Raw genomic sequence first — 26,988 nt, 5'->3', positions numbered from 1 at the left:
CTCAGTCGAGGCTGGCGTCCTCGACCACGCCCGCGGTCTCCGGCGCCAGCAGATGCAGGCCCAGGGCCCGCAGCAGCGACTGCGCGGACAGGTACAGCGCGCGGTTGACGTTGAGCAGGGTCGACAGCACCTCCTCGCCGATGCTGTCGCGGCTGGCCTCCCGGTAGAGCCGGCCCAGCGCACCCTCGCGCGCCTCGCGCACCTGGTTGCGCAGGGCCGACACCGTCTGCACCAGCACCGGCTCGGGCTGTCCGGGCGCGAGCCGGTCGATGGCCGCGTACAGAGTTGTCGCCGCGCCCCCGAACTCTTCCAGCCGCACGTCCACCGGCGCCCGCAGCGCCAGGCGCAGCTCGACCAGGTTGCCGCGGATGTCCTTGAGCGCCTTGGCCGAGCTGACCGCCATGCGCATGGCCTCGAGCTGGGCGGACAGTCCGCTGCCGACCTCCGGGGTGAGCTCCTGCAGTTGCAGGCGCGCCACGTACTCGACGATCTCGCCCTCCAGCCGCTTGAGCCTGCGATAGCGTTCGTCGAAGTCGCGGCGACCGTTGCGGCCCTGCCCCGCATCCGGATCCGGCCACTCGCCGACAGGCGGTGCCGGAATCTGCAGCGCTTCTCGATTCAGCGAGACGGTCATGCCCAGGGCGCGCCGGACCTCCCTGCGCACGGCCTCCAGGCCGGCCTCGGGCACCTCGTGCCCGGCCGCATGGAGGTAGTGGTTGATCTGGTCGCTGCCATCGCGGAAGCGCCGTCCCAGCCACTCCGCCAGCCGCCCGGCGAACGGAAGCACCACGGCGATGCCGGCCAGGTTGATGGTGGTGTGGAAGGCCGCCAGGCGCAAAAGGGGGTCCGCCAGCCCCGGAACGCGCCCCAGCGCCGCCAGCATCGGGTGCAGGATCAGCAGCGCCAGCGCCGCCTTGAACAGATTGAAGCCGAAATGGGCGGCGGCGACGCGCTTCTTGTCCGCGCTGCCCCCCAGCGCGCCCAGCACCGCGGTGAAGGTCGTGCCCACGCTGGTGCCGGCGGCGAAGGCCGCCGCCGACGGCAGGTCGACGATGCCGCCATGCAGCGCGCCCAGCGCAATCATCATCGCCGCGGTGCTCGACTGGATGGCTCCCGTGACCGCCACGCCCAGCAGCGCCATCAGCACCAGCGGCCAGTCCGCGAAAGGCGCGACATCGAAGGCCGAAGCCCAGGCCTCCACGCCCGACTTCATCAGGTCCAGACCGTAGAGCAGCAGGCCGACGCCCAGGAGCAGGCCGGCGGTCTCGCGCGCCCTGCTGCCCCGGCGCAGCAGGGAAAAGCCCACGCCACCGACGCCGATGAAGGCCATTGCCGAGGTCGCAAGGTCCAGTTTGAAGCCCAGCGAGGCCACCAGCCAGGTGGTCAGCGTGGTCCCGAGGTTGGCGCCCATGATCACGCCCACGGCACCGGCGAGCTGCATGATCCCGGCACCGACGAAGGCCAGCACCAACAGCGACACCAGGGTGCTGCTCTGCAGGATCGCGGTGGCCGCCGTGCCGATCAGGATGCCCCGCGCCGGCCTGTCGGCATGCTCGCGAAGGAAGCGGCGCAGGGGCAGACCGGCCAGGGCGGCCAGCGCGTCCTCGAGGAGTTTCATGCCGAGCATGAAGAGGCCGAGGCCGGCGATCAGAGGCAATACGTCAGGGAACATCGTCCACCCGCTGTCAGGAACGGGCAGCATAGCCACGGCCCCCGGTCGCGACCATGCGCCGCATCAGGCCGCGGGCCCCGTGCATGGGCAACGGCTAACATACGCAGCCTGTCCCGCAGTCCAGGATCCGCCATGTCCAGCACCCCAGGTCCCACCAGGCGCTACGCCGAAGAACTCGACTCCATCCGCGCCCAGGGGCTGTTCAAGGCGGAGCGCGTCATCACCACGCCGCAGTCGGCCGAGATCGAGCTGACCGGCGGTCGCCGGGTGCTGAACTTCTGCGCCAACAACTACCTCGGCCTCGCCGACCATCCCGAGATCATCGCCGCGGCGCGCGAGGCGCTGGATACCCACGGCTTCGGCATGGCCTCGGTGCGCTTCATCTGCGGCACCCAGGACCTGCACAAGGAGCTGGAGCGTACGATCTCGGACTTCTTCGGCAAGGAGGACACCATCCTCTACGCCGCCTGCTTCGACGCCAACGGCGGCCTGTTCGAACCGCTGCTGGGCGAGGAGGACGCGGTCATCAGCGACTCGCTCAACCACGCCTCGATCATCGATGGCGTGCGTCTGTGCAAGGCGAAGCGCTACCGCTACGCCAACTGCGACATGGCCGACCTGGAGAAGCAGCTCCAGCAGGCCAGGACCGACGGCGCCCGCACCATCATGATCACCACCGACGGGGTGTTCTCGATGGACGGCTTCATCGCGCCGCTGGACGAGATCACGGCGCTGGCGGAGAAATACGGCGCGCTGGTCCACATCGACGAGTGCCACGCCACCGGCTTCATCGGCGCCACCGGCCGGGGCTCGGCCGAGGTCAAGGGCGTGCTGGAGAAGATCGACATCATCACCGGCACCCTGGGCAAGGCGATGGGCGGCGCGCTGGGCGGCTTCACGACGGCGAAGGCCGAAGTGATCGAACTGCTGCGCCAGCGCTCGCGGCCCTATCTGTTCTCGAACTCCTTGCCTCCACACGTGGTGGCAGCGGGCACGAAGGCCTTCCAGATGCTGGATGCCGCCGGCGAGCTGCGCGAGCGGCTGGCGGAGAACACGGCATATTTCCGCGAGCGCATGACCGACGCCGGTTTCGACATCAAACCCGGTACGCATCCGATCTGCCCGGTGATGCTGTACGACGCGCCGCTGGCGCAGCGCTTCGCCGAGCGGCTCCTGGAGGAAGGCATCTACGCGATCGGCTTCTTCTTCCCCGTGGTACCGAAGGGACAGGCGCGCATCCGCACCCAGCTCTCGGCCGCGCACACGCGCGAGCACCTGGACCGCGCGATCGACGCCTTCACCCGCATCGGGCGCGAACTGGGCGTCATCGCGGGCTGAACCCCAGGCGGCTGCGACGCTTCGGCGTCGCGGCTCCAGGCCAGGTCACACCGGAGTCAGCGCGGATCGGAATCCTTGTCCGTCGGGACCGCGGGCCGAGCCTCGGCGGGCGCGACCGCCTCGCCGGCGGAGTCCGCCGCGGTGCCGTCGGCGACGGCCGGGACCGGCGCCCTTCCGCGCGCGACGCGCACGCCGCGGGCCTTCATCCAGGCGTCGAACTCGTCGGCGGTCATCCGCCGGCCGCCCTGGTTCATGTCGAATCGCCAGGGGGTGTTGTCGAATTCGGTCTTGGGCTTGTAGGCACCCGGATCATTCGGGTCGGCCAGGCTCGCCGGGGTCGCGATGGCGACGTTGCGGCAGCCTTCGATGCGCCGGCGCAGCAGCACTTCGTCGACCGTCTGGGATTCGTCGTAAGCATGGCCGAGCACGCCGCTGTTGGCGCCGAGCATGTACGACGGTGCCGCGAGCTCGGCGGACAGCGGCGTCAGCACCGTGACCCGCGGGGTGGACGCACTGCCCCGTGGAAGGCTGCCGCAATCGACCGCCGCGGCGGCGAACCCTGGCGCAGCCAGCCCCGCCATCACCACCACCCACCTTGCTGCACGTTTCATCGCCTGTCGCCCGGGTCCTGCACTGCGGGCAGTGTAGCAGCCCCCGGAATGCACGAAGCCCGGCGCAGGGCCGGGCTTCGTGGTGTTGCCGTGTGCCGCCGTCCTCAGTTCTGGACGTTCAGCTCCGTGCGACGGTTGCGGGCGCGGCCGTCCGGGTTGTCCGAACCATCGTCGTTGGTGTTCGGCGCGATCGGGCGGCTCTCGCCGTAGCCGTTCGGGCCCACCAGGCGCGAGGAGTCGATGCCGTTCGAGGTCAGGTAGTCGTACACCGCCGTCGCGCGGCGCTCCGACAGGGCCTGGTTGTAGGCGTCGGTGCCCTTCGAGTCGGTGTGGCCGGCCACTTCGACCTTCAGCTCCGGATAGCGCTTCAGGATCTCGATCGCCTCGTTCAGGATCGACACCGCGTCGGGACGCAGCGTCGACTTGTCGAAGTCGAAGTTCACGCCCTTCAGGTCGATCGACACCGGCACCGGGCAGCCGTCCGGACCGATCGTCTGGCCGGGCTGCGAATCCGGGCAGCGGTCGTCGCAGTCGTTCACGCCGTCACCGTCGCTGTCCAGGTCGGCGCAGCTCGGCGCCGCCGGCGGCGGGGCCGGCGCCACCGGCGCGGTCGGCTCCGGACCCAGCGGAATCACCACGCCCACCGAGGCCAGCACGTCGCCGAACGAGCTCTCTTCCTGACTGTGCGGGTAGCCGGCCCAGTCAGGTCCGCCATTGGCGGCGTAGCTGTCGTCGTTGAAATCGGCGCGGTAGGCGATTTCGGCGCGGACCGCGGCGCGACCGCCGACGGCGGTCTGCAGGCCGACGCCCAGCTTGGCGGCCATGTTGCCGTCCTCGTACTGGCCGGGCGAGACCGGGCTCGGGAAGGCGTCGTACTCTTCCTCGTTGCGCTGGTAGCCGATGCCGACCAGCAGATAGGGGTTCCAGCCGCGGCCGTCAGCGATGAAGTGGCGGCGAAGGTCCAGCGAGATGCCGTACTGGCTCCAGTTCAGATTGCGGTTGGCACCGCTGACGCTGCTTTCGATGCTGGGGTTCTGGTAGTTCAGTTCGGCATCGACCGACCACACAGGGCTGATGAACTTGCCCAGGCCCAGGGTGACGAAGGGCACGTCTTCGGTGCGGCGGTCGTTGTCCTGGAGATTGAATCCGGCCGAACCCGTCAGATACCAACGGTCGTCGAACTCCTGGGCGGAGGCGGCCGGCGAGAAGGCGAGGCCTGCCAGCAGGGCAGTGCTCAACACGCGAATCTTCATTACATTAACTCCTGAGGTCAGTGAATGAATCGGGGGAGCGGCAGGAACGTCAGGAACCGGCATCGGGGGCCGGTCCGGCCCTGCTGTCGCGGGGCCATGATACACATTCAGCAAAATGTTAACCATCCATTAAAACGGGTGGAAACGCGCCACCGGAGCAAGGTCCCATCGCGGGGGAAGGCAACCGTTCAGCGGGGTCATCGCGCCGCAGGTTAGGAGGCCCGGTGTGAAAGCGGCGTTACACGAGCCTAACAATTTCGCTGCACCACCTTGGCATCGTGACGCCTCCATACGGGTACGAATGCCATGGCCGACGCGCCCTTCCCTCACCTGCTCTCGCCGCTGGACCTGGGGTTCGTCCGGCTGCGCAACCGCGTACTCATGGGATCGATGCACACCGGCCTCGAGGACCGTCGCGGAGACTTTCCCAAGCTTGCGGCCTACTTCGCCGAACGTGCCGCCGGTGGCGTCGGGCTGATAGTCACCGGCGGCTTCGCGCCGAGCGTGTCCGGTTGGCTCAAACCGTTCGCTGGCAAGCTCACGCGCCGCGGCGAAGTGTCCCGGCACCGCCAGGTCACCGCCGCGGCCCATGCCCACGATGCGCGGATCTGCCTGCAGCTGCTGCACGCGGGGCGCTATGCCTACCATCCTCTGTCGGTGTCGGCCTCGGCGCTGAAGGCACCGATCAGCCCTTTTCGCCCCCGGGCCCTGTCCGCCCGCGGCATCGGGCGCCAGATCGAGGCCTTCGCCCGGTCCGCGCAGCTCGCGCGCGAGGCGGGCTACGACGGCGTCGAACTCATGGGTTCGGAAGGCTACCTGCTGAACCAGTTCACCGTGGCCCGCACCAACCGGCGCGACGACCGCTGGGGCGGGAGCGTCGACAACCGGATGCGCTTCGCGGTGGAGATCGTGCGGAGGGTCCGCGAAGCCTGTGGACCCGACTTCATCGTGATTTACAGGCTGTCCCTGCTCGACCTGGTGGAGGACGGCAATGACTGGCCAGCGATCGTGGCCCAGGCGCGCGCGGTCGAGGCCGCGGGCGCGACCATCATCAACACCGGCATCGGCTGGCATGAGGCGCGGGTGCCGACCATCGCGACCCAGGTGCCGCGCGCCGCCTTTGCCGGCATCACCGCCCGGCTGAAGCCGGAGGTGTCGGTGCCGCTGGTGGCCACAAACCGGATCAACATGCCCGCCGTCGCCGAGTCGATCCTGGCATCCGGCCAGGCGGACATGGTGTCGATGGCGCGTCCGCTGCTCGCCGATCCGGAATGGGTGGCGAAGGCGGCCTCCGGGCGCGCGCATGCGATCAACACCTGCATCGCATGCAACCAGGCCTGCCTGGACCACGTTTTCCAGAACAGGCGCGCAAGCTGCCTGGTCAACCCGCGCGCCTGCCACGAGACCGAGCTCGCCTACGTTCGCACGGCCACACCGCGACGCATCGCCGTCGTCGGTGCGGGACCGGCCGGGCTGGCCTGCGCGACGGTGGCCGCGGGACGCGGCCATGCGGTCACCCTGTTCGAAGCCGCAGCGGACATCGGTGGTCAATTCAATCTGGCCCGGAAGATCCCCGGCAAGGAGGAGTTCGACGAGACCCTCCGCTACTTCCGGAATCGCCTCGACGAAACCGGAGTCGAGTTGCGACTCGGGACGCACGCGACGCCCGGACTGCTGGCCGACCATGACGCCGTGGTCCTCGCCACCGGCGTGGTGCCGCGCCCGCTCATCCTCGAGGGCGCCGATCATCCGAGCGTGGTCGCCTACGACGAACTGCTGCGCGGCAGCGTGGTCGCGGGCCCGAGAGTGGCGATCATCGGCGCCGGAGGCATCGGCTTCGACGTCGCCGCGTTCCTGGTCCAGCAGGGACCTTCGCCCAGCCTCGACCCGGCGCGCTGGATGGTCGAGTGGGGCGTGGATCCGGACTCGTCGACGCCGGGCGGGCTGAGGCCGGCGGTGCCCGGGCCGCCGGCGCGCGAAGTCTGGCTGCTGCAGCGCAGTCCCGGCCGCCCCGGTGCGCGCCTGGGCCGGACGACCGGCTGGATCCACCGCGCCACGCTCAGGGCCAAGGGCGTCCACATGCTCGGCGGCGTGGAGTACCGGCGCATCGACGACGCCGGCCTGCACGTCGTGGTGGATGGGGTGCAGCGTGTGCTCGAAGTGGACCATGTGGTGGTCTGCGCGGGCCAGGAATCCCGCAGGGAATTGGCCACCCTGCTTCGCGGACGCTGTCCCGAAGTGCATGTGATCGGCGGCGCCGGACTGGCGGCCGAGCTCGATGCCAAGCGCGCCATCGACGAGGGAAGCCGGCTGGCCGCCAGGCTGTGAGCGGCCAGGAGGCGGCACCCCCTGTTCAGCTGGCATTTTGAAAACCGGCAGTAAGGTGCGCGCACTTTCTCCGCCGCCCCTTCGGCGGAACCGGCACGACCCGCCAGTCCGCGGGCTTCGCGCCCGGGCAGCAAAGCGCCAGAGAGTGCTGCCGCCCTCCCCAACACGCCAGGCCGTGCCGCGACGCGTTGGCCCGGATCCCGATCGGGGTCCGGCCAAGGCTGCGCGGGCGCGGCGCAACGGAGCAAGGAGCCGTCATGAAACTCGCCTGGATCCTGTGGCTGGCATCGGTCCTGCCCCCGCAGGCCGCAGATTCCCTGTGCCTGAGCACCACGCTGTACCTCGAGGCCCGCGACCAGTCCGTCCTCGGCCAGCGCGCCGTGGCCGAGGTCGCCCTGCGCCGTACCGACAGCGGCCTGTGGGGTGATTCGGTGTGTGATGTGGTGACCGCGCGAAAACAGTTCGCGCCCACCATCGTCTCCCCGCGCACGCGCCTGACCAATACCGAAGCCTGGTCGCAGGCAGTGACCATCGCGCTGGACTCCCAGCGCAACTGGGCGCTGCCGGACGGCGAGCGCAGGGAGGTCGTGCCGGGGGCCAGCCACTTCCTGGCGCACGCCATCGCCAGCCCGAGCTGGCGCAACGCCTACCAGGTGGCCACGATCGGCGATCACACCTTCCTGCGCGTGCAGACACTGAAGCCGAAGTCGTGACGTAGCGTTGCCGCCGGCGCATTGAGTGCGCGCCAGGCAGCGCGGATGATGGCGGCTCCTTTCCTGCGGAGTCGCACGATGAAGCTGTACACCAAGCCGGGCGCCTGTTCGACCGGCGTCCACATCGCACTGCAGTGGACAGCCGAGCCGTTCGAGGTCGAGGTCCTCGACGGCGCTTCGATGAAGGCGCCGGACTTCCTGGCCATCAACCCCGCCGGCGCTGTGCCGGCCCTCGTCGATGGCGATTTCGTGCTCACCCAGAATGCCGCGATCATGGGCTACCTGGCCGATACCCGCCCACAGGCCCGCCTGGCCGGTGACGGCTCGCCGCGCCAGCGCGCGGAAGCCACGCGCTGGCTCGCCTTCGTCAATTCCGACCTGCATCCGGCGTTCAAGCCGATGTTCGCGCCTGCGCGCTACAGCGGCGAGGAGTCGCACCATGCCGCGCTGAAGGCGGCGGCCCTCACCGCGGTGCGCGGACTGATGGAAACCGCCGACCGGCGCCTGGCGGACCGAGACTGGCTGGCCTGTTTCCGCAGCTACGCCGACCCGTACTTCTACATGACACTGCGCTGGGCCGACCGGACCGGCGTCGACCTGTCCGGCCTCGACAACATCGCCGCCTTCGGGGCGCGGATGGAGGCGGACCCGGGCGTCCAGGCGGCGCTGAAGGCCGAAAGTCTGGACTGACCACCCGCCTGCCGCCCTCCCCGCAAGGAAAAACGGCGACCCTGGGCGCCGTTGCCCTGCCTGCGGTCGCGACGCTCAGCCGCGCTCGTCGAGCGGCTGCCACGGCCGGTTTTCCGGACCAGTGTAGTTCGCGCTCGGACGGATGATCTTGCCGTCGATGCGTTGTTCGATCACGTGCGCGCTCCAGCCGCTGGTGCGCGCGATCACGAACAGCGGCGTGAACATCGCCGTCGGCACACCCATCATGTGGTAGCTCACCGCGCTGAACCAGTCGAGGTTCGGGAACATCTTCTTGATGTCCCACATCACCGATTCCAGGCGCTCGGCGATGTCGTACATCTTGCGGTCGCCACGCTCGTCCGAGAGCTCCTTCGCCACCTGCTTGATGATGCCGTTGCGCGGATCGCCCACCGTATACACCGGGTGGCCGAATCCGATCACGACCTCCCTGCGGCCGACGCGCTCGCGGATGTCGGCCTCGGCCTCGTCGGGCGTGTCGTATCGCTTCTGCACCTCGAACGCGACCTCGTTGGCGCCGCCATGCTTCGGTCCGCGCAGCGCGCCGATGGCGCCTGCGACGCAGGAATGCATGTCGCTGCCGGTGCCAGCGATCACGCGCGCGGCGAAGGTCGAGGCATTGAACTCGTGCTCGGCGTAGAGGATCAGCGAGGTGTGCATCGCCCGCACCCAGCTCTCCGGCGGCGGCTCCCCGTGCAGCAGGTGCAGGAAGTGGCCGCCGATCGAGTCATCGTCGGTCTCGACGTCGATGACCCGGCCGTTGTGGCTGTAGTGGTACCAGTACATCAGCATCGAGCCGAGCGAGGCCATCAGCTTGTCGGCGATGTCACGAGCACCGGGATGGTTGTGGTCGTCCTTCTCCGGCGCCACGCAGCCAAGCACTGAAACACCGGTGCGCATCACGTCCATCGGGTGCGCGGACGGAGGCAGTTCCTCGAGCGCGGCCTTGACGCTGGCCGGGATGCCGCGCAGCGACTTCAGCTTCGCCTTGTAGCCGGCCAGCTCCGCCTTCGACGGCAGCTTGCCATGGACCAGCAGGTAGGCGACCTCCTCGAACTCGGCCGTGGTCGCGAACTGCGTGATGTCGTAGCCGCGGTAGTGCAGGTCGTTGCCGCTGCGGCCGACGCTGCACAGGGCCGTGTTGCCGGCGGCGGTGCCGGACAGGGCCACCGACTTCTTCGGCTTCGGCAGGGTGGAGGTGGTCTCGCTCATCGAATGCTCCGTTGACGCATGTGTGGTGGCGCGCAGCGCACTGCGCGGCAATGTGGCGCGGCGTGCGCCGCCGCTCAGTCCTTCGAGAACAGTTCGTCGAGCTTGTCCTCGTAGGCGTGGTAGCCCAGGAAGTCATAGAGCTCGGCGCGAGTCTGCAGGGTGTCGATGATGTTCTTCTGCGTGCCCTCGCGGCGGACGGTCTCGTAGAAGTTCAGCGCCGCCTTGTTCATGGCGCGGTAGGCGCCGCAGCAATAGAGAGCGATGTCGACGCCGGCACCGCGCAGCTCGTCGGTGGTGAAGAACGGGGTCGAGCCGAACTCGGTCAGGTTGGCCAGGATCGGCACCTTCACCGCGTCCTTGAACCTGCGGTAGTCCTCGAGCGTCTTCATCGCTTCGGGGAAGATCATGTCGGCGCCGGCCTCGACATAGGCCACCGCGCGCTCGATGGCGGAGTCGATGCCCTCGGCCGCGGCGGCGTCGGTGCGCGCCATGATCACGAAACCGGCGTCGGTGCGGCCATCGACGGCGGCCTTGACGCGGTCGACCATCTCGCCCTGGGGCACGACTTCCTTGTTGGGACGATGGCCGCAGCGCTTCTGCCCGACCTGGTCCTCCATGTGCACGGCGGCGACGCCGGCGCGCTCGAAGCTGCGGATGGTGCGCGCGATGTTGAACGCTCCGCCCCAGCCGGTGTCGATGTCGACCAGCAGCGGCAGGCCCGTGGCTTCGACGATGCGCCGGGCGTCGACAAGCACGTCCTCCATCGTCGAGATGCCCAGGTCGGGCATGCCCAGGGAATTCGCGGCCACGCCGCCACCGGACAGGTACAGCGCCCTGTAGCCCGTGCGCTTCGCCATCAGGCCGGCATAGGCGGTGATGGCGCCCATCACCTGGAGCGGGGATTCTTCTGCGAGGGCGGCGCGGAAGCGCTCGCCCGCCGAGGTCATGTCGGACATGTCGGGCCTGGATCGTGCGGGACGCCCATTCTAACCGGCCGTGTCAGCCGGCCGCCCCGCCCCCCCCAAGGCGACCGGTCCCGCGGGGGGCGCGGCATGGCGCTCAGCCCAGCAGGTGGGCGACGCCCGCGCGCTCCTCTTCCAGCTCCGCCAGCGTCCTGTCCATCGCCGCGCGGCTGAACCCGTCGATCTCCAGGCCCTGGACGCGGGTGTACTCACCGTTTCCGGTGGTCACGGCGACGCCGTAGATCAGGCCCTCGGGGATGTCGTAGCTGCCGTCCGACGGCACGCCCATGGTCACCCACCTGCCGTTCGAACCCAGCACCCAGTCGCGGATGTGGTCGATGGCGGCGTTGGCGGCCGAGGCGGCCGAGGACAGGCCGCGGGCCTCGATGATCGCCGCGCCGCGCTTGCCCACCTGCGGGATGAACTCGTTCGCGTTCCAGTCGGCATCATCGATGCGGTCCTTCAGCGACTCGCCCTTGACGGTGGCGAAGCGGTAGTCCGGATACATGGTCGGGCTGTGGTTGCCCCAGACCACCAGCCTGTCGATGTCGCCCACGGCCACGCCGGCCTTGCCGGCCAGCTGGCTGAGCGCGCGGTTGTGGTCCAGGCGCAGCATGGCGGTGAAGTTCTTCGACGGCAGGTCCGGCGCCGACTTCATCGCGATGTACGCGTTTGTATTGGCCGGATTGCCGACGACGAGCACCTTGACGTCGCGCGAGGCCACCTTGTTCAGGGCCGCGCCCTGGGCGGTGAAGATCTTCGCGTTCTCCAGCAGCAGGTCCTTGCGCTCCATGCCCGGGCCGCGCGGGCGCGCACCGACCAGCAGCGCGATGTCGGCGTCCTTGAACGCAACCTCCGGATCGTCGGTGCCGACCATGCCCGCCAGCAGCGGGAATGCGCAGTCCTCGAGCTCCATCATCACGCCCTTGAGCGCGGCCTGGGCCTTGTCCAGCGGCAGCTCGAGCAGCTGCAGGATGACGGGCTGGTCCTTGCCCAGCATCTCGCCGGAGGCGATGCGGAACAGGAGGGCATAGCCGATCTGGCCGGCGGCGCCGGTGACGGCAACACGGACGGGGGTCTTCATGTGGGGTGGCTCCGGATTCGTGGGACTGGAGGAAAGCAGGCGCGCCGCCCATAGCCGCGGCGAGCGTCCGGACCGGGCGAGGGTCCGGACGCCGGGCCGACTCACGCGAGTTCGGCGAAGAACTCCTGGATGCGCGCCAGCCCCGGCGCCAGCTGCGGCGTCGGGCAGGTGTAGCTGATGCGCAGGCCCCGCGGCTCGCCGAAGGCCGAGCCCGGCACGCAGGCGACTCCCTTGGCTTCCAGCAGCGCATTGCAGAGATCGACGTCGTTCGCGATCACCTTCCCCTCGTGCGACTTGCCGAACGCGACGCTGACGTCGGGGAAGGCATAGAAAGCACCCTGCGGCACCGGGCAGACCACGCCGGGAATGGCGTTGAGCGCGGCCACGACCTGGTCGCGCTTGGCCTGGAACTCGGCGCAGCGCTGGGCCGGCACGTCCTGCGGACCCGACAGCGCGGCCGTGGCGGCCGCGGACACGACCTCCGGCAGGCTGGTGATGTGGTTGGAGTTCATGACCGTCACCGCCCTCGCAACGGACTCCGGGCCGGCCATCAGGCCGACGCGCCATCCGGGCATGCCGTAGGTCTTGGACAGCGAGTCGACGAAGATCACGCGCTCGCGCAGCTCGGGACGGGCCTGCACGAAGTTGTGGTAGCCGACGCCGTCGAACACCATCGTGTTGTAGATGTCGTCGGTGATCACCCAGGTGTCGGGATGGCGCGCGATGACGTCGGCCAGGGCGGCGATCTCGTCTTTCGTGTACACCATGCCCGTCGGATTGGACGGGTTGTTGAACAGGAACAGCTTCGGCTTCTTCGCCAGGGCGGCGTCGAGCTGGGCGGGTGTGAGCTTGTAGTCCTGCTCGGGCGGGCACGGCAGCAGCTGGATATCGGCGCCGACGATCTCGGCGATGTCCATGTAGCTGGTCCAGTACGGTGTCGCGAAGGCGAAGCCGTCGCCCTCGTCCAACAGCGCCTCGGCCAGGTTGTACAGGATGTGCTTGGCGCCGACGCCCGTGGCGCAGTGGTTGCGGGTGTAACCCTCCAGCCCCAGGCGACCCAGGTGGCCGATGAACGCATCCAGCAGCGCGTTGGCGCCGCGGTTGCTGCCGTACTGCCCGGAATCGGCCTCCAGCGCCTTGCGTGCCGCGGCGTAGACATGCTCCCCGGGGAGGAAATTGGGGACGCCGATCGAGAAACTGATGATATCGCGGCCTTCGGCCTTCAGGCGCTGGGCCGTCTCGGCCACGACCATGATCGCGCTGGGCTTGGCACGACCCATGCGCTTGGCAAGCTGGGGCATTCGGGAGACCTCGGAAGTGGGTGGCGGGGGGCGCGCGGACGGCCGTCCGCAGCGCGCGTGGCAGCCACGCATTCTAGCATCGCGCCCCCCGCCGGGGCCGGGCTTCAGGCCGACATCGCCCTGTTCCATTCCGCCACGCGGTCGGCCCTGGCGGCCAGCGCCGCCTCGGCGTCGCCCTCGATCTTCACCGACTTGATGGCGTCGCCCTGCTTCACCGCGTCCACCACCTCGAGACCCTCGGTGACCTTGCCGAACACGGTGTGCTTGCCGTCCAGCCAGTCGGTCTTCACATGGGTGATGAAGAACTGGCTGCCGTTGGTGCCCGGGCCGGCGTTGGCCATGGACAGCACGCCGCGTTCGTGCTTCACGCCGTTATCCGTCTCGTCCTCGAACCGGTAGCCCGGGCCGCCGGTGCCGGTGCCCTTCGGGCAGCCGCCCTGGATCATGAAGTCGGGGATCACGCGGTGGAAGTTCAGGCCGTCGTAGAAGCCCTTGCGGGCGAGGTTCACGAAGCTGGCCACGGTCAGCGGCGCCTTGTCGGGATAGAGTTCGATCTTGATCAGGCCACGGTCGGTGTCGAAAACGGCGTTCAGGGACATGTCGGTTTTCCTGGTGGGGTCGGCTGGAAGGCCCGCGGCGCGGGCCACGGACCTGAAGTGGAGCCGCGGCCCTGTTTTGCAACACTTCTGGCGCGGGCCGCCTGCAAGTATAATGTCGGGCTCCCCTCAACAAGGCCCAGCGCGCCCTGCCCCAAGAAGGCACGAGGTGCGGTTTTCCCGATGTCCATCGAACGCCTCCGCAACATCGCCATCGTCGCCCATGTCGACCATGGCAAGACCACCCTCGTCGACCAACTGCTCAAGTCGTCCGGCACCCTGGACGAACGCGCGGCCGTCCCCGACCGGGTGATGGACAGCGGCGACATCGAGAAGGAGCGCGGCATCACCATCCTCTCGAAGAACACGGCGATCCGCTGGACCCATCCGGAGACCGGGGAGGTCTGGCGCATCAACATCGTCGACACTCCCGGCCACGCCGACTTCGGCGGCGAGGTCGAGCGCGTGCTGTCGATGGTCGATTCGGTGCTGGTCCTGGTCGACGCGATGGACGGACCGATGCCCCAGACGCGCTTCGTGACCCAGAAGGCGTTCGCGATGGGCTTCCGGCCGATCGTGGTGGTGAACAAGGTCGACCGCCCGGGCGCGCGCCCGAGCTGGGTCCTGGACCAGACGTTCGATCTTTTCGACCGCCTCGGCGCGACCGACGAGCAGCTGGATTTCCCCGTGGTCTACGCGTCGGGCCTCAACGGCTACGCCGGCCTCGAGGACAGCGTGCGCGGCGGCGACATGACGCCGCTGTTCGAGGCCATCTGCGAGCACGTGCCGGCGCCGCCGGTCGATCCGGACGGCCCCTTCCAGATGCGCGTGACCTCGCTCGATTACAACAACTACGTCGGCGTGATCGGCGTCGGCCGCATCCAGCGCGGCAAGGTGAAGACCAACCAGTCGGTGACCGTGGTCGCCGCCGACGGCAGCCGCCGCAACGCCAAGGTGCTGCAGGTGCTGGGCTTCATGGGCCTGGAACGCGTCGAGGTGGCCGAGGCGCAGGCGGGCGACATCATCGCGTTCTCGGGCATCGAAGGCCTGGGCATCTCGGACACGCTGTGCGATCCGTCCGCGGTCGAGCAGCTCCCGGTGCTGACCGTCGACGAGCCGACCATCTCGATGACGTTCCAGGTCAACGATTCGCCCTTTGCCGGGGTCAAGGACCGCTCCGGCGGCAAGTTCCTCACCAGCCGCCAGCTGCGCGACCGCCTCACCCGCGAGACCGCGCACAACGTGGCGCTGCGGGTCGAGGACACCGGGGATGCCGACAAGTTCAAGGTGTCCGGCCGCGGCGAGCTGCATCTCTCGATCCTGATCGAGAACATGCGGCGCGAGGGCTACGAGCTGGCCGTGTCGCGCCCGGAAGTGATCGTGCGCGAGGTCGACGGCGTGCTCGAGGAGCCCTACGAAGCGCTGGTCGTCGACATGGACGAGCAGTACCAGGGCGGCGTGATGGGCCGCCTCGGCGAGCGCAAGGCGCAGCTGCAGAACATGGAGCCCGATGGCAAGGGCCGGGTGAGGCTCGACTACATCATCCCGGCGCGCGGCCTGATCGGCTTCCAGACCGAGTTCAAGACGCTCACCGCCGGCACCGGCCTGCTCTTCCATGTCTTCGACCACTACGGCCCGAAGACCGAGGGCGACATCGGCCAGCGCAACAACGGCGTGCTGATCTCCAACGGCACCGGCCCGTCGCCGGCCTACGCCCAGATGGCGATGCAGGAGCGCGGCCGCCTCTTCATCGAGCCGGGCGAGGAGATCTACGAAGGCCAGATCGTCGGCATCAACTCCAAGGACAACGACCTGACCGTCAACGCGCTGCGCGGCAAGCAGCTCACCAACTTCCGCGCCTCCGGCAAGGACGACGACGAAGGGCTGATCCCGCCGATCAGGTTCTCGCTGGAACAGGCGCTGGAGTTCATCGACGACGACGAACTGGTCGAGGTCACGCCGAAGCAGATCCGCCTGCGCAAGAAGCTGCGCACCGAGGTCGAGCGCAAGCGGGCCAGCCGCGCGGCGTGAGCGGGGCACTGTTCCCGGGCTGGCGGCCCGATGCCGGCGGCCGGGAGCAGGTGGCCACGCTGGCGGACCGGCTGCGGGAAGCCCGGCCGGACGGCGCGCCGCGGCTCCAGCCGCGCCGGCCGGACCAGTGGCACGCGACCCTGTGCTTCATCGGCTACGACGCGATCTCGCTGGTCACGCCGGCCCTGGCGGACGCCCTTGCCGACGCGGCGCGGCACATCCCGCCGCACGGATTCACCATCGAGCGCGTCGCGTACTGGCCGGGCTCGGGCGCGGTGGTCGCGCTACCGCATGACTGCCCGACCCTCCAGGCCCTCTGCGATGCCACGCGCGACGCCATCCGCCGCTGCGGCATCAGGCCGCTGCAGGTGACGACGCAGCCGCATGTGACCCTGGCCTATCTCGGCCGCCACCTGCCGGCGCAGCCATGGCTGGACGGGATCGACTGCGCGGTCGGCACGCTGCGAGTCGAACGGTTCGAGCTGCTGTTCAACCCGGGCGGACGCTACGAAGCGCTGGGAGAGTGGGCCTTGACCGGGACCGGGATTCCAGAGGAACCGGAGCAGGCGCGGCTGTTCTGAGGACCGGGCGTGCGCGCTGCCGCGCCGCCCGGGCGTGGATCAGACGCTGACCGGGGGGCCTCAACTGCGCCTGCTTGTGCACGATCGCCATCGCGATCTCCAGCGACTGTTCGTAGTTGAGCCGGGGGTCCACGGTGGAGCGATAGGCCCGCTCGAGGTCGACCTCCCCCAGGTCGCGGGCGCCGCCCGTGCACTCGGTGACATCCTCGCCGGTGAGTTCCAGATGCACGCCGCCCAGGCGCGATCCGGCCGCGGCATGCAGGTCGAAGCTCTGCTCGATCTCGCTGCGGATGTTGTCGAAGCGCCGGGTCTTGTAGCCGTTGCTGGTCGACTCGGTGTTGCCGTGCATCGGATCGCAGATCCAGAGCACGCGTCGCCCCTCGCGCTTCACCGCGTCGAGCAGCGGCGGCAGCCTGGTGGCCACATTCTCGGCGCCCATGCGGCAGATCAGCCCCAGGTGACCGGGCTCCTCGTCGGGGTTGAGCAGGTCGATCAGGCGGAGCAGTTCGTCCGGTCCGACCGAGGGGCCGATCTTGACGGCCACCGGGTTGCGGATGCCGCGGAAGTACTCGGCGTGGGCACCGTCGAGCGCCGCCGTGCGCATGCCGATCCACGGGAAGTGCGTGCTGAGGTTGAACCAGCCCCACTGCCGGGGCACCTGGCGCGTCTGCGACTCTTCGTAGGGCAGCAGCAGTGCCTCGTGCGAGGTGAAGAAATCGACCCGGTTGAGGTTGTGCACCTCGTTGCCCGACAGCGTCTCCATGAAGCGCACCGCTTCGCCGATGTTGGCGACCATGCGCTGGTAGTCGTGCGCCAGTGGCGAGTGGGTCACCCAGCCGAGATCCCAGTATTCGGGGTGGTGCAGATCGGCGAAACCACCGTCGACCAGCGCCCGCACGAAGTTCATCGTCATCGCCGACCGGGCATGCGCCTTGACCATGCGCCGGGGGTCGGGGGTGCGCTCCTCGGCGCTGAACCCCGGGCCATTGACGATGTCGCCGCGGTAGCTCGGCAAGGTCACGCCGCCGCGGGTTTCGGTGGCGGCAGAGCGCGGCTTGGCATACTGGCCGGCGAAGCGGCCCACCCGCACCACCGGCTGGCGCAGGCCATGCACCAGCACCAGGCTCATCTGCAGCAGCACCTTGAGCCGATTCGAGATCACCTCCGAGTTGCAGTCGAGGAAGTTCTCGGCGCAGTCGCCGCCCTGGAGCAGGAAACGCTTGCCTTCCTGGGCCTCGGCCAGCTGCTGCTTCAGCGCGATGATCTCCCAGGACGTGACCAGCGGCGGCAACGCCCGCAGTTCCTCCTGGACGCGCGCGAGTTCCCCGGCGTCCGGCCAGGTCGGCATCTGCAGCGCCGGGCGCTCGCGCCAGCTGCCGGGACTCCAGTTCTCGGGCAGGTTCACGGGGCGGAGAATGCGTTCGTTGGCGGCCATCGGGACTCGTCTTGTTGCAATGCAGCGACGGTCATCATCCGCCGCCCGCGCCGCTATCGCAATGCCCGTCAGCGCGCGTTCCCGGTGCGCACGCTGGATCCGACGGCCAGGAAGAACAGGCCGAGCAGCACGAACCAGATCAGGCTCCACGCCGGCATCGACAGCCCGAGGAAGGTCCAGTCGATCGTACCGCAGTCACCGTTTCCGGTGAGGACTTTCCGGATCACGTTGCCCGTGGACATGGTCTCGCGCATGAAGGACAGCGGCGGGCCGCATCCGGGTATCTCCGGAGGGTTGTACTGGATCCACACGTGCCGCCCGGCGATGGCCATGCCCACCGCGGCGGCAAGGAAACCGAGCGCCCCGTACGCCACCCTGCCCGCCGCGGCGCGCGGCGCATGCAGGCCGGCGACCAGGAACACGATGCCCACCGCCGCAAAGGCGATGCGCTGGAAGATGCACAGCGGGCATGGCTCCAGCCCCCAGACGAACTGGGAGAAGATCGCGAAGCCGATCAGGGCCGCACAGACGGCGAAGCCTGCGAGGCACTGGCTGCGGAACGACCAGCGGAGGGGGTTCAGGGTCATCGACCGGCTCGCGCGAAACGGAGGCCAAGATAGCAAAAACCCCGGCGCGGCGGCCGGGGTTCCTGCATGCGGACAGCCCGCAGGCCTTACTGGGCGGCCGCCTCGGGGCGATCGACCAGCTCGACGTACGCCATCGGTGCGTTGTCTCCGTCCCGGAAACCGCACTTGATGATGCGGAGGTACCCGCCCGGGCGCTCGCGGTAGCGCGGGCCCAGTTCGACGAACAGCTTGCCCACCGCTTCCTTGTCGCGCAGGCGCGAGAAGGCCAGGCGGCGATTGGCGACGCCGTCGGTCTTGCCCATGGTGATCAGCGGCTCGGCGACGCGGCGGAGCTCCTTGGCCTTGGGAAGTGTGGTCTTGATCAGCTCATGCTTGAGCAGCGACGCGGCCATGTTGGTGAACATGGCATCGCGGTGTGCGCTGGTGCGGCTGAACTTGCGGCCGGATTTCTGGTGGCGCATGGTCTTGGTTCCTGTCTGTCTTGTCTTAGCCGAGCATGCCGTGCGCCGAGACGCCGGCCGGCGGCCAGTTCTCGAGCTTCATGCCGAGCGAAAGGCCACGCTGGGCCAGCACTTCCTTGATCTCGGTGAGCGACTTCTTGCCGAGGTTCGGGGTCTTGAGCAGCTCGACTTCCGTCTTCTGGATCAGGTCGCCGATGTAGTAGATGCTCTCGGCCTTGAGGCAGTTGGCCGAACGAACCGTCAGCTCGAGGTCGTCGATCGGGCGCAGCAGCACCGGATCCACGCCCGGGGCCTGCTGCTTCTGGCCGGCGCCCTCGCGACGGGTGAAGTCGCCGAACACGCTGAGCTGGTCGGTGAGGATGTCGGCGGCGGTGCGCACGGCTTCCTCGGCGTCGATCGTGCCGTTCGTCTCGATGTCGAGCACCAGCTTGTCCAGGTCGGTGCGCTGCTCGACGCGGGCGGCCTCGACCTCGTAAGCCACGCGGCGGACCGGCGAGAAGGATGCATCGAGCATCAGGCGACCGATGGCGCGGGTCTCCTCGTCGGGGCGGCGGCGGGCGGCGGCCGGCTGGTAGCCGAAGCCGCGCTCGATCTTCAGGCGCATGTTGATCGACGCATCCTTGGTGAGATGGCAGATCACGTGCCCGCCGTTGAGCACCTCGACGTTATGGTCGGTCTTGATGTCGGCGGCGGTCACGATGCCCGGGCCGGACTTGGCCAGGGTGAGCGTGGCACTGTCGCCGGTGCCCATGCGGATGGCGACGTCCTTGAGGTTCAGCAGGACCTCGAGCACGTCCTCCTGCAGGCCTTCGATCGTGCTGTACTCGTGCAGCACGCCGTCGATCTCGACCTCGGTGATGGCGAAGCCCGGGATCGACGACAGCAGCACCCGGCGCAGCGCGTTGCCGAGGGTATGACCGTAGCCGCGCTCGAGCGGCTCGATCACGACCTTGGCGCGGTTGCCGGTAATGCGCTCGATCTGGGGGCCACGCGGACGCAGGACCTGGTTGGCGGTAACCGTCATGTTTGGTGTCTCCTGGGGCCTGCCGGAGGGGGCCGGCGGGCCGGGTGAATTACTTCGAGTACAGCTCGACGATCAGCGCTTCGTTGATGTCGGCGGGCAGGTCTCCGCGGTCGGGGACCGCCTTGAACACGCCTGCGAACTTCTTCGAGTCGACCTCGATCCAGGAGGGCGACAGATCCATCGTGGAGGACACGGTCAGGGCTTCCTGGACGCGGAGCTGCTTCTGGGCCTTCTCGGACAGTGCGATCGCGTCGCCGGCCTTGACCTGGTACGAAGGCAGGTTCACGGGCTTGCCGTTGACCGTCACGCCGCGGTGCGAGACCAGCTGGCGGGCGGCCGGGCGGGTGACCGCGAAGCCCATGCGGTAGACGACGTTGTCCAGACGGGTCTCGAGGAGCTGCAGCAGGTTCTCGCCTGTGTTGCCCTTCTTCGTCGAGGCCTTCTTGTAGTAGTTGCGGAACTGGCGCTCCAGCAGGCCGTAGATGCGCTTGACCTTCTGCTTCTCGCGAAGCTGCAGGGCGTAGTCGGACAGCTTGCTGCGACGCGCGCCGGTGCCGGCGCCGTGCTGGCCTGGCTTCTGCTCCAGCTTGCACTTGGAGTCGAGCGCGCGGGCCGGCGACTTCAGACCGAGGTCGGTGCCTTCGCGGCGGGCGAGCTTGCAGGTGGGACCGATATAACGAGCCATTTCTTATCGCCCCCTTTAGACGCGACGCTTCTTCGGCGGACGGCACCCGTTGTGCGGGATCGGCGTCACGTCGATGATGTTGGTGATCTTGTAGCCCACGTTGTTGAGCGAACGGACGGCCGACTCGCGGCCGGGGCCCGGGCCCTTGATGCGGACTTCAAGCGACTTCACGCCGTAGTCGAGCGCGGCCTTGCCGGCCTTCTCGGCGGCGACCTGGGCGGCGAACGGGGTGGACTTGCGCGAGCCGCGGAAGCCCGCGCCCCCCGAAGTCGCCCACGAGAGCGCGTTGCCCTGACGGTCGGTGATGGTCACGATGGTGTTGTTGAACGAAGCGTGGACGTGGGCGATGCCGTCGGTGACGACGCGCTTGATCTTCTTCTTCGGCTTTGCTGCCGGCTTGGCCATGATCTTGTTTCCTTATTTCCTGATGGCCTTGCGCGGACCCTTGCGGGTGCGGGCATTGGTCCGGGTGCGCTGGCCGCGCAGCGGGAGGCCGCGACGATGGCGAAGGCCGCGATAGCAGGCCAGGTCCATCAGGCGCTTGATGGCCATACCGATCTCGCGGCGCAGGTCGCCCTCCACCACGTACTTGCCGACCTCGGCGCGCAGGCGCTCGACTTCCGGCTCCGACAGGTCGCGGATCTTCGTGCTCGAGGGCACGCCGGCGGCGTCGCAGACGAGCTTCGAACGGGTACGGCCGATGCCGTAGATGCTTTGCAGCCCGACCCAGACGTGCTTCTGGGCAGGCAGGTTGACACCAGCAATACGCGCCATGCGCGGATCTCCAACTGATTGGCGGCCGGACGGGTTCATCCGACGCAGTGAACAAGAAATTGTATCAGGATCCCGGATTCCAAGGAAGCCCGCGGCCGCCAAAGGCGTCCGACCGGCCCGGCATGGGGAGTGTGCCCATGCTCCGGCGACGGCTCCCGGCTGGATCGGACCCCTTTCGGGGGCCGCTCCGCCCGGCGCTACTCTGGCGCCGGGACCGACCTGGGAACCACCTGCGCGCGGGACCGCCGCACAGGTCGCCCATCAAGGCCCGGCCGTGGGACGGCCAGGCCGGGATCCCGGGAGGCCGAAACCGGCCTGCGGAACCCGTCTTGAATCTTCAGCCGCGCGGCAGGCCGCGCGCGCCACCCTTGAGGTTGGCCTTCTTGAGAAGGCTCTCGTACTGGTGCGACATCAGGTGGGCCTGGATCTGGGAGATGAAGTCCATCACCACGACCACCACGATCAGCAGCGAGGTGCCGCCGAAATAGAACGACGCGTTCAGCTCGGTGCGCATGAACTCCGGCAGCAGGCAGACCAGCACCAGATAGGCGGCGCCCGCGGCGGTGAGCCGGGTCAGCACCCCGTCGATGTAGTCGGCCGTCGCCTTGCCCGGACGGATGCCCGGGATCAGGGCGCCGGACTTCTTCAGGTTGTCGGCCGTCTCCTGGGAATTGAAGACCAGCGCCGTGTAGAAGAAGGTGAAGCCGGCGATCAGCCCCGCGTAGAGGATGATGTAGAGCGGCTCGCCCGGCGACAGCGCCTGGCTCACACGCTGCAGCCAGGTGGCGGAGCCGGCCTGGCTGAACCAGGTCGAGGCGGTGGCCGGGAACATGATGATCGACGACGCGAAGATCGCCGGGATCACGCCCGACATGTTGAGCTTGAGCGGCAGGAACGAGCTCTGGTTCATGTACGCGTTGCGGCCGCCCTGGCGGCGTGCGTAGTTCACCGTGATCCGGCGCTGGCCACGCTCGACGAACACCACGAAGTAGGTGAAGGCGACCACGATCACCGCGATCAGGATCACCGAGATCGGGCTCATGTCGCCGTTGCGGGCGGCCTCGAACGTGGTGATGATCGCGCTCGGCAGCCCGGCCACGATGCCCGCGAAGATGATCAGCGACACGCCGTTGCCCACGCCGCGCTCGGTCACCTGCTCACCGAGCCAGACCAGGAACATGGTGCCGGCAGTCAGCGCGACGATCGCGGTCAGGATGAAGCCGATGCCCGAGGTGTAGGCGACACCCTGGCTCTGCAGCATTGTCGCGATGCCGGCGGACTGGAAAATCGCCAGCGGGATCGAGCCGATGCGCGACCATTGGGTGATCCTGCGCCGGCCGGACTCGCCTTCCTTCTGGATGGCCTTCAGGCTCGGCACGATCTGCACCAGCATCTGGATGACGATCGAGGCCGAGATGTACGGGATCACGTTCAGCGCGAACAGGCTGAAGCGCTCGAGGGCACCACCGGAGAACATGTTGAACATGTCCACGATGGTGCCTTCCTGCTGCTCCATCAGCCGCAGCATGGCGTCGGGGTTCACGCCCGGCACCGGGATGTAGCAGCCGATGCGGTAGACGATCAGCGCCCCGAGGACGAACAGCAGGCGCTGGCGCAGCTCGGTGAACTTGCCGAGCCCCGCCATGCCGCCCATTGCGCCGCCGCTGCGTGCCATGCGCCGCTTACTCCTCGACCTTGCCGCCGGCGGCTTCGATCGCCGCGCGCGCGCCGGCCGTGGCCAGGACGCCCTTGAGCACGATGGCCTTGGCCACGTCGCCCTTCTTCACGATCTTGGCGCGCTTCGCCGTGGCCGGCACCAGCTTCGCGGCGCGCAGCGCGGCGAAGTCGATGTCGCCCTCCAGGCGGTCCAGCTGGTACAGCATGACCTCGGCGGTGTCGCCTGCGATGCGCGACCGGAAGCCGACCTTCGGCAGGCGCTTGCGCAGCGGCATCTGGCCGCCCTCGAAGCCGGCCTTGATCTTGCCCTTGCCCGAGCGGGCGAAGGAACCCTTGTGGCCGCGGCCGGCGGTCTTGCCGAGGCCGGAGCCGATGCCGCGACCGACGCGGACGCGCTCGGTGCGGGCGCCCGGTGCGGGCTGCAGAGTATTGAGCTTCATATGCTTATTCCTCGACCCTGACCAGGTAATGGACCTTGTTGATCAGTCCACGGACCTGCGGGCTGTCCTTGAGTTCACGGACGGAGTTGAGCTTGCCCAGGCCCAGGGCCTTGACGGACAGGCGGTGCTTGGCCTGCGAGCCGCGCAGGCCCTTGACCAGGCGCACCTTGACGGTGCCGGTGCCGGCTTCGTTCTTAGCCATTGAGGATCTCCTCCACCTTCTTGCCGCGCTTGGCGGCGATGGCGCCAGGCGAGTGCATGCCGGCCAGGCCCTTGACCGTGGCGCGGACGAGGTTGATCGGGTTGCGCGAACCGACGGCCTTGGCCAGCACGTCCTTCACGCCCACGGCCTCGAGGACGGCGCGCATGGCGCCACCGGCGATCACGCCGGTACCCTCGGAAGCGGGCTGCATGAACACGCGGGCGGCGCCGTGGCCGGCCTTCACGGTGTGGTACAGGGTGCCGCCGTTGAGCTCGACGGTGGACATGTTGCGGCGGGCCTGCTCCATCGACTTCTGGATGGCGACCGGGACCTCGCGGGCCTTGCCGTAGCCGAAGCCGACCTTGCCGGCGCCGTCGCCGACGACGGTCAGCGCGGTGAAGGTGAACTGGCGGCCACCCTTGACCGTCTTGCTGACGCGGTTGACCGCGATCAGCTTCTCGATCATGCCGTCGTCGATTTCCTCGCGGTTGCGGTCGCGGTCACGACCGCGCGGGGCGCGTTCTTCTGCCATCTCGATGCTGCCTGTGCTGTTGAGGGATGTACGGCGTGTCGCCGCTTATGGTTGTTGGATGGTCCGGTGGACCGCGGTCCCGGGCAGAAGCCGGTCGGCGTCCGATGCAGCCCGCATCGGCAGGTGGCAATGGGTGGGGCCGTGGCCCCGCCCTTTCAACGTGTCGCGGTGATGCTCAGAACTGCAGGCCGCCTTCGCGCGCGGCGTCGGCCAGGGCCTTGATGCGGCCATGATACCTGTAACCGGAGCGGTCGAAGGCAACCGCGTCGATCCCGGCGGCCCTGGCCTTCTCGGCGATCGCTCGACCGACCTTGGCGGCGGCCTCGATGTTGTTGCGGTTCTTCAGGCCCTCGCCGACCTCGGCCTGGGTCGTGCTGGCGGCGGCCAGCACCTTCGAGCCGTCGGCGGTGAACACCTGGGCGTACAGGTGCTGGCCGGTGCGCAGCACCGACAGGCGCGGCACGCCCAGTTCGCGGATGTGCGCACGCGTGGACTTCGCGCGGCGCAGGCGGGCAATCTTCTTCTGCATGGTCTCGTTCTCCGGAAGCTGAACGGCCTGATCAGGCCTTCTTGGCTTCCTTGCGGATGATGTTCTCGCCGGCGTACTTGACGCCCTTGCCCTTGTACGGCTCCGGCGGGCGGTAGCCGCGGATCTTCGCGGCGACCTCGCCGACCACCTGCTTGTCGGCGCCCGCGACCAGAATCTCGGTCTGGGTCGGCGTGCTGATGGTGATTCCCGCCGGCGCCTTGAACAGCACCGGATGGGAGAAGCCCAGCGACAGGTTCAGGTCCTGGCCCTGCATGGCGGCGCGATAGCCGACGCCGACCAGCTCGAGCTTGCGCTCGAAGCCCTGGGCGACGCCCTGGACCATGTTGGCGATGACCGAGCGCATGGTGCCGGTGATCGCCATGTCGGCCGGGGTCGCGGGCGACAGCACGGCCTGGCCGTCCTCGATGCGGGACTCGACGCCGGCCGGCATCGCCATGGTCAGGCTGCCCTTCGGGCCCTTGGCGGCGATGGTGCCGTCCTGGATCTTCAGCTCGACGCCCTTTGGCAGGGCGATCGGCTTCTTGGCAATTCGGGACATTGCGTTTACTCCCTTAGGCCACGAAGCACAGGACCTCGCCGCCGACGCCCTGCTGGCGCGCCTGCGCATCGGTCATGATGCCCTTCGAGGTGGAGATGATGGCGATACCGAGGCCGTTGAGGACCTTCGGCAGTTCGGACTTGCCACGGTACTGGCGCAGGCCCGAGCGCGAGACGCGCTGCATGCGCTCGATGACCGGGCGGCCCTCGTAGTACTTCAGCTCGATCTCGAGCTCGGCCTTGGCGCCGTTCTCGGTCACGCGCGAACCGGCGATGTAGCCTTCGTCCTGCAGCACCTTGGCGATCGCCACCTTGGTCCTGGAGGACGGCATCTTCACCGTCGGCTTGCCGACCGCCGCCGCATTGCGCATGCGGGTCAGCATATCGGCGATGGGATCAGTCATGCTCATTGATTGTTACCTTTGAGTGCACCGATATCCGCGGGATTGCGAATTCGTTGAAGCCGGCCCGGGGCCGGCGTGTCGCTGTTACCAGCTGGCCTTGCGCAGGCCGGGCACGTCGCCACGCATGGTGGCTTCGCGCAGCTTGTTGCGGCCCAGGCCGAACTTGCTGTACACGGCGCGCGGGCGGCCGGTCAGGGCGCAACGCGTGGTCTGGCGCGAGGGCGACGAGTCACGCGGAAGCTTCTGCAGCTTCACCGCCGCGTCCATCTTCTCCTCGTAGCTCGCCGACTCGCTGCTGACGATCTTCTTCAGTGCCTCGCGCCTGGCGGCATACTTCTTCGCCAGCTTCGCGCGCTTCACTTCGCGGTTGATCATTGAGGTCTTGGCCATAATCTTTTTCCGGTCAGTTGCGGAACGGGAAGCGGAACGCCTCGAGCAGGGCGCGGGCTTCCTCGTTGGTCTTGGCGGTGGTGGTGATGGCGATGTCCATGCCACGCAGCGCGTCGACCTGGTCGAAGTCGATCTCCGGGAAGATGATCTGCTCCTTGACGCCCATGTTGTAGTTGCCGCGGCCGTCGAACGAGCGGCCGGACACGCCGCGGAAGTCGCGGACGCGCGGCAGCGCGATGTTGACCAGGCGGTCGAAGAACTCGTACATGTGCGCACGGCGCAGCGTGACCTTGCAGCCGATCGGCCAGCCGTCGCGGATCTTGAACGAGGCCACCGACACGCGCGACTTCGTGACCAGAGGCTTCTGGCCGGAGATCTTCGCCATGTCGGCGGTGGCGTTCTCGAGGATCTTCTTGTTGGCCGCGGCCTCGCCCACGCCCATGTTGAGCGTGATCTTCACCAGACGCGGCACCTGCATCGGATTGGTGTAGCCGAACTGCTCGGTGAGCTTCGGCACCACTTCTTCCTTGTAGAACTTTTCCAGACGGGTGGTCATTTCACATTCCTCAGGCGTCGATCGCCTCACCGCTCGAGCGGAACACGCGTACGCGGCGTCCATCCTCGAGGACCTTGGTTCCGATGCGCTCGCCCTTGCCGCTGGCAGGGTTGAAGTGCATCACGTTCGAAGCATCGATCGGCGCCTCGCGCTCGATCACGCCGCCCGGCTGGTTGGCCTGGGGATTCGGCTTGGTGTGGCGCTTGACGATGTTGACGTTGGACACGACGACCTTCTCGCCGAGCACCCGGACAATTTCGCCCTGCTTGCCCTTGTCCTTGCCGGCGGTGACGATCACGCGGTCACCTTTCTTGATGCGGTTCATGTGTTTTCCTCTTCGTCGG

30 protein-coding genes and 1 pseudogene are annotated in these 26,988 nt (G+C 68.4%); 6 read left to right on the top strand and 25 right to left on the bottom strand.

Going from position 1 to position 26,988, the window contains the following annotated elements:
* Position 1: 1 nt before the first annotated feature.
* Positions 2-1,618 carry a Na/Pi cotransporter family protein gene (locus tag FPZ22_RS10935; RefSeq protein ID WP_168198986.1) on the bottom strand — a complete coding sequence of 539 codons (1,617 nt, stop codon included), beginning with the start codon at positions 1,616-1,618 and terminating at the stop codon, positions 2-4.
* Positions 1,619-1,804: 186 nt separating this feature from the next.
* On the opposite strand from FPZ22_RS10935, the gene kbl reads away from it, so the two are divergent.
* Positions 1,805-3,010: a glycine C-acetyltransferase gene (gene kbl, locus FPZ22_RS10930; RefSeq protein ID WP_144892929.1), complete on the top strand. Its 1,206-nt coding sequence runs from the start codon at positions 1,805-1,807 to the stop codon at positions 3,008-3,010.
* 56 nt (positions 3,011-3,066) lie between these two features.
* Here the strand turns inward: kbl and FPZ22_RS10925 are convergent, their stop codons facing one another.
* Together FPZ22_RS10925 and FPZ22_RS10920 are read right to left on the bottom strand one after the other, a co-directional pair.
* On the bottom strand, positions 3,067-3,621 hold the full coding sequence (locus tag FPZ22_RS10925; RefSeq protein ID WP_210412664.1) for a hypothetical protein: 555 nt from the start codon (positions 3,619-3,621) through the stop codon (positions 3,067-3,069).
* A 104-nt stretch (positions 3,622-3,725) separates the two neighbouring features.
* Positions 3,726-4,874, bottom strand: coding sequence for an OmpA family protein (locus FPZ22_RS10920; protein ID WP_144892927.1), 1,149 nt, complete (start codon positions 4,872-4,874; stop codon positions 3,726-3,728).
* A 306-nt stretch (positions 4,875-5,180) separates the two neighbouring features.
* On the opposite strand from FPZ22_RS10920, the gene FPZ22_RS10915 reads away from it, so the two are divergent.
* From FPZ22_RS10915 to FPZ22_RS10905, 3 genes are all read left to right on the top strand, one after another.
* Positions 5,181-7,202 (top strand): NADPH-dependent 2,4-dienoyl-CoA reductase, encoded by a 2,022-nt coding sequence (locus FPZ22_RS10915; RefSeq protein ID WP_144892925.1) that lies wholly within the window; start codon positions 5,181-5,183, stop codon positions 7,200-7,202.
* Between the two features lie 257 nt (positions 7,203-7,459).
* The gene (locus tag FPZ22_RS10910; RefSeq protein ID WP_144892923.1) at positions 7,460-7,915 is read left to right on the top strand and encodes a cell wall hydrolase; all 456 of its coding nucleotides are present in this window, start codon (positions 7,460-7,462) and stop codon (positions 7,913-7,915) included.
* 78 nt (positions 7,916-7,993) lie between these two features.
* Positions 7,994-8,605, top strand: a complete 612-nt coding sequence (locus FPZ22_RS10905) for a glutathione S-transferase family protein (RefSeq protein WP_144892921.1) — start codon at positions 7,994-7,996, stop codon at positions 8,603-8,605.
* Positions 8,606-8,680: 75 nt separating this feature from the next.
* Here the strand turns inward: FPZ22_RS10905 and prpC are convergent, their stop codons facing one another.
* The 5 genes from prpC to FPZ22_RS10880 all read right to left on the bottom strand — a co-directional run bounded on the left by prpC (position 8,681) and on the right by FPZ22_RS10880 (position 13,781).
* Positions 8,681-9,835, bottom strand: coding sequence for a bifunctional 2-methylcitrate synthase/citrate synthase (gene prpC, locus FPZ22_RS10900; RefSeq protein WP_144892919.1), 1,155 nt, complete (start codon positions 9,833-9,835; stop codon positions 8,681-8,683).
* Between the two features lie 74 nt (positions 9,836-9,909).
* Positions 9,910-10,791, bottom strand: a complete 882-nt coding sequence (gene prpB / locus FPZ22_RS10895) for a methylisocitrate lyase (protein WP_144892916.1) — start codon at positions 10,789-10,791, stop codon at positions 9,910-9,912.
* 103 nt (positions 10,792-10,894) lie between these two features.
* Positions 10,895-11,881 (bottom strand): malate dehydrogenase, encoded by a 987-nt coding sequence (locus FPZ22_RS10890; RefSeq protein ID WP_144892914.1) that lies wholly within the window; start codon positions 11,879-11,881, stop codon positions 10,895-10,897.
* A gap of 101 nt (positions 11,882-11,982) precedes the next feature.
* The gene (locus tag FPZ22_RS10885) at positions 11,983-13,182 is read right to left on the bottom strand and encodes a pyridoxal phosphate-dependent aminotransferase (RefSeq protein WP_144892912.1); all 1,200 of its coding nucleotides are present in this window, start codon (positions 13,180-13,182) and stop codon (positions 11,983-11,985) included.
* 104 nt (positions 13,183-13,286) lie between these two features.
* Positions 13,287-13,781 carry a peptidylprolyl isomerase gene (locus FPZ22_RS10880; protein WP_144892910.1) on the bottom strand — a complete coding sequence of 165 codons (495 nt, stop codon included), beginning with the start codon at positions 13,779-13,781 and terminating at the stop codon, positions 13,287-13,289.
* Between the two features lie 180 nt (positions 13,782-13,961).
* Here FPZ22_RS10880 and typA point away from each other — a divergent pair, with 180 nt between their 5' ends.
* Together typA and FPZ22_RS10870 are read left to right on the top strand one after the other, a co-directional pair.
* Entirely contained in the window at positions 13,962-15,809 is a 1,848-nt protein-coding gene (gene typA / locus FPZ22_RS10875) for a translational GTPase TypA (protein ID WP_144892908.1), read from the top strand.
* Positions 15,806-16,390 (top strand): 2'-5' RNA ligase family protein, encoded by a 585-nt coding sequence (locus tag FPZ22_RS10870; RefSeq protein WP_144892905.1) that lies wholly within the window; start codon positions 15,806-15,808, stop codon positions 16,388-16,390. Before typA ends, FPZ22_RS10870 begins: the two co-directional genes overlap by 4 nt.
* 61 nt (positions 16,391-16,451) lie before the next feature.
* Here the strand turns inward: FPZ22_RS10870 and FPZ22_RS10865 are convergent.
* The 17 genes and pseudogenes from FPZ22_RS10865 to rplX form a co-directional block, all read right to left on the bottom strand.
* Positions 16,452-17,825 (bottom strand): annotated as a pseudogene (locus FPZ22_RS10865) (class II 3-deoxy-7-phosphoheptulonate synthase); the annotation flags it as partial.
* A gap of 68 nt (positions 17,826-17,893) precedes the next feature.
* Positions 17,894-18,406 carry a disulfide bond formation protein B gene (locus tag FPZ22_RS10860; RefSeq protein WP_144894134.1) on the bottom strand — a complete coding sequence of 171 codons (513 nt, stop codon included), beginning with the start codon at positions 18,404-18,406 and terminating at the stop codon, positions 17,894-17,896.
* Positions 18,407-18,498: 92 nt separating this feature from the next.
* Positions 18,499-18,873 (bottom strand): 50S ribosomal protein L17, encoded by a 375-nt coding sequence (gene rplQ / locus FPZ22_RS10855; RefSeq protein ID WP_144892901.1) that lies wholly within the window; start codon positions 18,871-18,873, stop codon positions 18,499-18,501.
* Positions 18,874-18,898: 25 nt separating this feature from the next.
* The gene (locus FPZ22_RS10850; protein WP_144892899.1) at positions 18,899-19,897 is read right to left on the bottom strand and encodes a DNA-directed RNA polymerase subunit alpha; all 999 of its coding nucleotides are present in this window, start codon (positions 19,895-19,897) and stop codon (positions 18,899-18,901) included.
* 49 nt (positions 19,898-19,946) lie between these two features.
* A complete protein-coding gene (rpsD, locus tag FPZ22_RS10845) occupies positions 19,947-20,582 on the bottom strand; it encodes a 30S ribosomal protein S4 (protein ID WP_144892897.1) in 636 nt (211 codons plus the stop codon).
* 15 nt (positions 20,583-20,597) lie between these two features.
* The gene (gene rpsK, locus FPZ22_RS10840) at positions 20,598-20,987 is read right to left on the bottom strand and encodes a 30S ribosomal protein S11 (protein WP_144892895.1); all 390 of its coding nucleotides are present in this window, start codon (positions 20,985-20,987) and stop codon (positions 20,598-20,600) included.
* Positions 20,988-20,999: 12 nt separating this feature from the next.
* Positions 21,000-21,356: a 30S ribosomal protein S13 gene (gene rpsM, locus FPZ22_RS10835; RefSeq protein ID WP_144892893.1), complete on the bottom strand. Its 357-nt coding sequence runs from the start codon at positions 21,354-21,356 to the stop codon at positions 21,000-21,002.
* A 337-nt stretch (positions 21,357-21,693) separates the two neighbouring features.
* The gene (secY, locus tag FPZ22_RS10830) at positions 21,694-23,031 is read right to left on the bottom strand and encodes a preprotein translocase subunit SecY (RefSeq protein WP_144892891.1); all 1,338 of its coding nucleotides are present in this window, start codon (positions 23,029-23,031) and stop codon (positions 21,694-21,696) included.
* 7 nt (positions 23,032-23,038) lie between these two features.
* Positions 23,039-23,473: a 50S ribosomal protein L15 gene (gene rplO / locus FPZ22_RS10825; protein ID WP_144892889.1), complete on the bottom strand. Its 435-nt coding sequence runs from the start codon at positions 23,471-23,473 to the stop codon at positions 23,039-23,041.
* Between the two features lie 4 nt (positions 23,474-23,477).
* Positions 23,478-23,675 carry a 50S ribosomal protein L30 gene (rpmD, locus tag FPZ22_RS10820; RefSeq protein ID WP_144892887.1) on the bottom strand — a complete coding sequence of 66 codons (198 nt, stop codon included), beginning with the start codon at positions 23,673-23,675 and terminating at the stop codon, positions 23,478-23,480.
* Positions 23,668-24,207 (bottom strand): 30S ribosomal protein S5, encoded by a 540-nt coding sequence (gene rpsE, locus FPZ22_RS10815; protein ID WP_144892885.1) that lies wholly within the window; start codon positions 24,205-24,207, stop codon positions 23,668-23,670. Before rpsE ends, rpmD begins: the two co-directional genes overlap by 8 nt.
* Positions 24,208-24,382: 175 nt before the next feature.
* Positions 24,383-24,736, bottom strand: a complete 354-nt coding sequence (rplR, locus tag FPZ22_RS10810; protein WP_144892883.1) for a 50S ribosomal protein L18 — start codon at positions 24,734-24,736, stop codon at positions 24,383-24,385.
* 31 nt (positions 24,737-24,767) lie between these two features.
* Positions 24,768-25,295: a 50S ribosomal protein L6 gene (rplF, locus tag FPZ22_RS10805; RefSeq protein ID WP_144892881.1), complete on the bottom strand. Its 528-nt coding sequence runs from the start codon at positions 25,293-25,295 to the stop codon at positions 24,768-24,770.
* 13 nt (positions 25,296-25,308) lie between these two features.
* Positions 25,309-25,704, bottom strand: a complete 396-nt coding sequence (rpsH, locus tag FPZ22_RS10800; protein WP_144892879.1) for a 30S ribosomal protein S8 — start codon at positions 25,702-25,704, stop codon at positions 25,309-25,311.
* 78 nt (positions 25,705-25,782) lie between these two features.
* Entirely contained in the window at positions 25,783-26,088 is a 306-nt protein-coding gene (gene rpsN / locus FPZ22_RS10795; protein WP_144892877.1) for a 30S ribosomal protein S14, read from the bottom strand.
* Positions 26,089-26,101: 13 nt separating this feature from the next.
* Complete coding sequence (rplE, locus tag FPZ22_RS10790; protein WP_144892875.1) at positions 26,102-26,644, bottom strand: 50S ribosomal protein L5; 543 nt, start codon at positions 26,642-26,644, stop codon at positions 26,102-26,104.
* Between the two features lie 10 nt (positions 26,645-26,654).
* Positions 26,655-26,969 (bottom strand): 50S ribosomal protein L24, encoded by a 315-nt coding sequence (rplX, locus tag FPZ22_RS10785; RefSeq protein ID WP_144892873.1) that lies wholly within the window; start codon positions 26,967-26,969, stop codon positions 26,655-26,657.
* Between the last annotated feature and the right edge of the window lie 19 nt (positions 26,970-26,988).

It is taken from the genome of Luteimonas granuli, assembly GCF_007795095.1.
GTDB classification, from domain to species: Bacteria; Pseudomonadota; Gammaproteobacteria; order Xanthomonadales; family Xanthomonadaceae; genus Luteimonas; species Luteimonas granuli.
This window is presented reverse-complemented; position numbering and strand designations above follow the sequence as displayed.